Origin of the sequence: Corallococcus terminator (assembly GCF_003611635.1) — a bacterium.
Lineage (GTDB): Bacteria > Myxococcota > Myxococcia > Myxococcales > Myxococcaceae > Corallococcus > Corallococcus terminator.
Genome location: NZ_RAVZ01000548.1, coordinates 1 through 3,582, shown reverse-complemented (window position 1 = coordinate 3,582; position 3,582 = coordinate 1). Strand labels below are relative to the sequence as shown.

Here is a 3,582-nt window from a genome sequence, read left to right as displayed (position 1 = left end):
GGGTGGGGCGGCGGAAATTCCGAGGAGTTCCAGGTGGTTAGCTCATCAGCGATGGCAAGCAGTGTGTCCTCTGTCCAGGAAGTGTCGGATCCCGTGGTGGGCGCTGCCCGCTACGACGCCGTGCCGGCGCTGATGGACAGCCTCCTGCACGACGTGCGCAACCCGCTGAACGCGCTGGCCATCCACCTGGAGGTCCTCTCCGAGAAGCTCAAGGGTGAGTCCGGTCAGGTGCCGGCCACGCAGGAGAAGAACCTCAAGGCCATGCGCGAGCAGATCCAGCGCGTGGACGGCCTGCTCAAGCTGTTCTCGGACTTCATCGTGTTTCGCGGCGCGGGTCCTTCCGGGGACGCGTCGCTGTCGGACGCCACCGGCAAGGCCCTGGACGTGCTGGGCCATGAGAGTCGCCGGCGCCGGGTGCAGGTGCAGCGCGCCATCGAACCGGACGTGCAGGCGCGGCTGGAGGACACCACCGAGCTGGGCTTCTTCCTGGTGCAGGTGCTGATGCGGGCCTTCAACCGCGCGGACTCGGGCAGCACCGTGGTGGTCTCCGTGCGCGCGGAGGATGCGTTCGCGGTGCTGGAGGTGGAGGACGGCTCCACGGGGCCCGAGCAGGCTTCCGACACCGTGGCGGCCCTGACGCTCCGGGCGGCCCAGCTTGGCATCGAATTCGGCATCCAGGCGGGCTCCTGCCGCCTCGTCTTCCCGCGCGCCTGAGCCCTCCTTTCGGGCGCTGACGGGCTTCTTCGGTTTCATCACGCTTCATCGCAGTGGAGGTTTTCACCTTGGGCAGCGCACGAATCCTGGCCGTGGATGACGAACGTGAGACCTGCGAGGCCCTCGCGGAGATGCTGTCCGCCTGGGGCCACAAGGTCGAAACCGCGTTCGACGGGCATGACGCCCTCCGCAAGGCCGGTGAGTTCCGGCCCGATGTCGTCCTGTCGGATCTGGCCATGCCGGAGACGGACGGCCTGTGGCTCCTGCGCAACCTGCGCGAGGAGCTGCCCGACTGCCCGGTGGTGTTCCTCACCGGCCGCGGCACCATCGACACCGCGGTGGAGGCCATCCGCGAGGGCGCGTACGACTTCATCGTGAAGCCGCTGGACACCGCGCGGCTCAAGGTCTGCATCGACCGCGCGCTGGAGAAGAAGGAGACCATGCGCGAGGTGCAGACGCTGCGGCGTCGCCTCAAGCAGTTGGGCTCCACGGACCTCATCGCCAGCTCCACCGGCATGCGCAAGGTCATCGAGATGATGGAGAAGGTGGCCCCGTCCAAGGCCAGCGTCTCCATCAGCGGCGAGTCCGGCACCGGCAAGGAAGTCGTCGCCCGCACGGTGCACAACCTGTCCCTGCGCCGCGACAAGCCCTTCATCGCGATCAACTGCGCGTCCATCCCCGCGACCCTCATCGAGTCGGAGCTCTTCGGCCATGAGAGAGGCGCCTTCACCGGCGCGGATCAGCGCCGTCCGGGCGTCTTCGAGATGGCCCACGGCGGCACGCTCTTCCTGGACGAGTTGGGCGAAATCCCCATCGACCTGCAGGCGAAGCTGCTGCGCGTGCTGGAAGAGGGCCGCCTGCGCCGGCTGGGTGGCAAGGTAGAGATCGAAGTGGACGTGCGCGTGCTGTCCGCCACGAACCGCGACCTGAAGCAGGAGATCAAGAACCAGCGCTTCCGCGAAGATCTCTACTTCCGCCTCAACGTGTTCCAACTGCACCTGCCGCCGCTGCGCGAGCGCCGGGAGGACGTGCCCATCCTGGTACAGCACTTCGTGGACAAGTTCCGCGGGGACTCCGCCAAGCGCGTCTCCGGCGTGCACCCGGAGGCCATGGAGGTGCTCAAGAACTACGACTGGCCGGGCAACATCCGCGAGCTTCGCAATGCCGTGGAGCGCGCCGTCATCCTCTGCGACGGGGAGCTGATCACCCGCGAGCACCTGCCGCCCGACATGGCCGGCAAGGGCCCGGAGCGCCATACGTTCAAGCTGCCGTTCGGCCTGAGCCTGGACGCCGTGGAGCGCGAATACATCCTGGGCAGCCTGCAGCGCAACGGGAACAACAAGGCGCGCACGGCGGAGGTGCTGGGGGTGAGCGAGAAGACGCTCTACAACAAGCTCAACCGCTACGCGGCGGAGAACCGGGCCCAGGGCTCGCCGGGCGGCGGAAACCTGGGCGGCCAGGGCAACGACGGGCCCCTGGGCGCCAACAGCAGCTACCTGACCCGCTGACCCCACGGGTAGGCGGATCTCCCGGGATTTCGAGCCCTTGAACCCGCTCCAGAAGTGGCGCGGGCAGGGCCTTCCCGGGCGGGCCGGAGGGCAGGGGGAGGTCTCGAAAACCCCTGTCAATTCTTGACTTTTCACCCCTGGACGGGGGATCCTCCGGCCCTCTCCCACCCGTTGGTGAGGGCCCGGCCGGGAAGGTTCATACCGGGCCACTTCCGCCCCCCTGGGCGCGGTCGTCCGACGTGAGTCATCTGGGGTGCCGCCGGGGGGGCACAGGAAGGCTACACGCAATGAGCGACGCGCGAGTTCTTCACTTCTTCGGCGGCAAGGGCGGGGTGGGCAAGACCACACTCGCGGCAGCGTACGCGGTGAGGCTCTCCGAAGACGCTCCCAAGCACAAGGTGCTGGTGGTTTCGCTGGATCCGGTCCAATCGCTGTCGGATCTGCTGAAGAAGAAGCTGCCCACGAAGCCCACGAAGCTGCAGGCGGGCAAGGGCGAAGGCGGGCTGTGGGGCGTGGAGCTGAACCCCGCCGCGCTGCTCAAGCCGTTCCTGACGGAGTACCTCCCGGCGCTGGCGAAGGCGGCGGTGAAGGGCACGCACCTGTCGGACGAGGAGATGGGCAAGCTCTACCAGCAGGCGGTGCCTGGGCTGGAGGAGCTGGTGGCCCTCTTCCACGTGGTGGATCTGCTGGACGCGGGCGAGTTCGACCGGATCATCGTCGACACGGCGCCCAGCAGCCACACGCTGCGCCTGTTCGACATGCCGACCCAGTTGCGCAAGTTCCTGGGCTTCGTGCGCGCCGGACAGGACCGCGCGCCGGCCTCGGGTGGCAAGGGCAAGAAGGCGGAGGCCGCCGCGGCCTCGTCGGGTGGCTTCCTGGAGCAGGTGGGCCAGAAGGCGGAGAAGCTGCTCGCGCTGCTGAAGGATCCGGCGCGCACCGCGTTCCACCTCGTGACGCTGGCGGAGCCGGTGCCCGAGGCGCAGACGCGCTCGTACTTCACCCAGCTTCGTGAGCGCGGTCTGCCGGTGACGGAGGTCATCGTCAACCAGGTGGAGGACCACGAGGGCTGTTCGTCGTGTCAGGGCCGCCGCGGTCTGCAGGCGCCCCACGTGCGCAAGTACCAGGCGCTGGACAAGACCGTGCCGGTGAACCTGCTGGGCCGCCGTGAAGTGGCGCCCCGGGGACTGGACGGGCTGAAGGAGTTCGCTGCCGTGTGGTCGGCCGGCAAGGAGACCAAGGCGCTGGAGTTCAGCGCGGCGGAAGGTCCCCCGGCGCTGGTGCGCGCGCCCTCCATGCCGCCCATTGCGGCGCCCCCGCTGCCGCCCACGCGGCTCATCTTCTTCGTGGGGCAGGGCGGGGT

The 3,582-nt window shown here is 68.6% G+C and carries 3 protein-coding genes; all 3 read left to right on the top strand.

Annotation, left to right across the window (positions count from 1 at the left end; translation table 11 throughout):
* The first annotated feature begins 51 nt into the window (after positions 1-51).
* The gene (locus tag D7V88_RS39825) at positions 52-714 is read left to right on the top strand and encodes a histidine kinase dimerization/phospho-acceptor domain-containing protein (protein ID WP_120545728.1); all 663 of its coding nucleotides are present in this window, start codon (positions 52-54) and stop codon (positions 712-714) included.
* A gap of 68 nt (positions 715-782) precedes the next feature.
* Complete coding sequence (nla6, locus tag D7V88_RS39820; protein WP_120545727.1) at positions 783-2,222, top strand: enhancer binding protein Nla6; 1,440 nt, start codon at positions 783-785, stop codon at positions 2,220-2,222.
* 287 nt (positions 2,223-2,509) lie between these two features.
* Positions 2,510-3,582, top strand: a 1,073-nt coding sequence (locus D7V88_RS39815) for an ArsA family ATPase (protein ID WP_147449086.1), incomplete at its 3' end; no start/stop codon positions are given.

Excerpts from the sequence above, each read along its gene's own strand:
- D7V88_RS39825 (WP_120545728.1), top strand. The coding sequence starts at position 52 with ATGGCAAGCAGTGTGTCCTCTGTCCAGGAAGTGTCGGATCCCGTGGTG.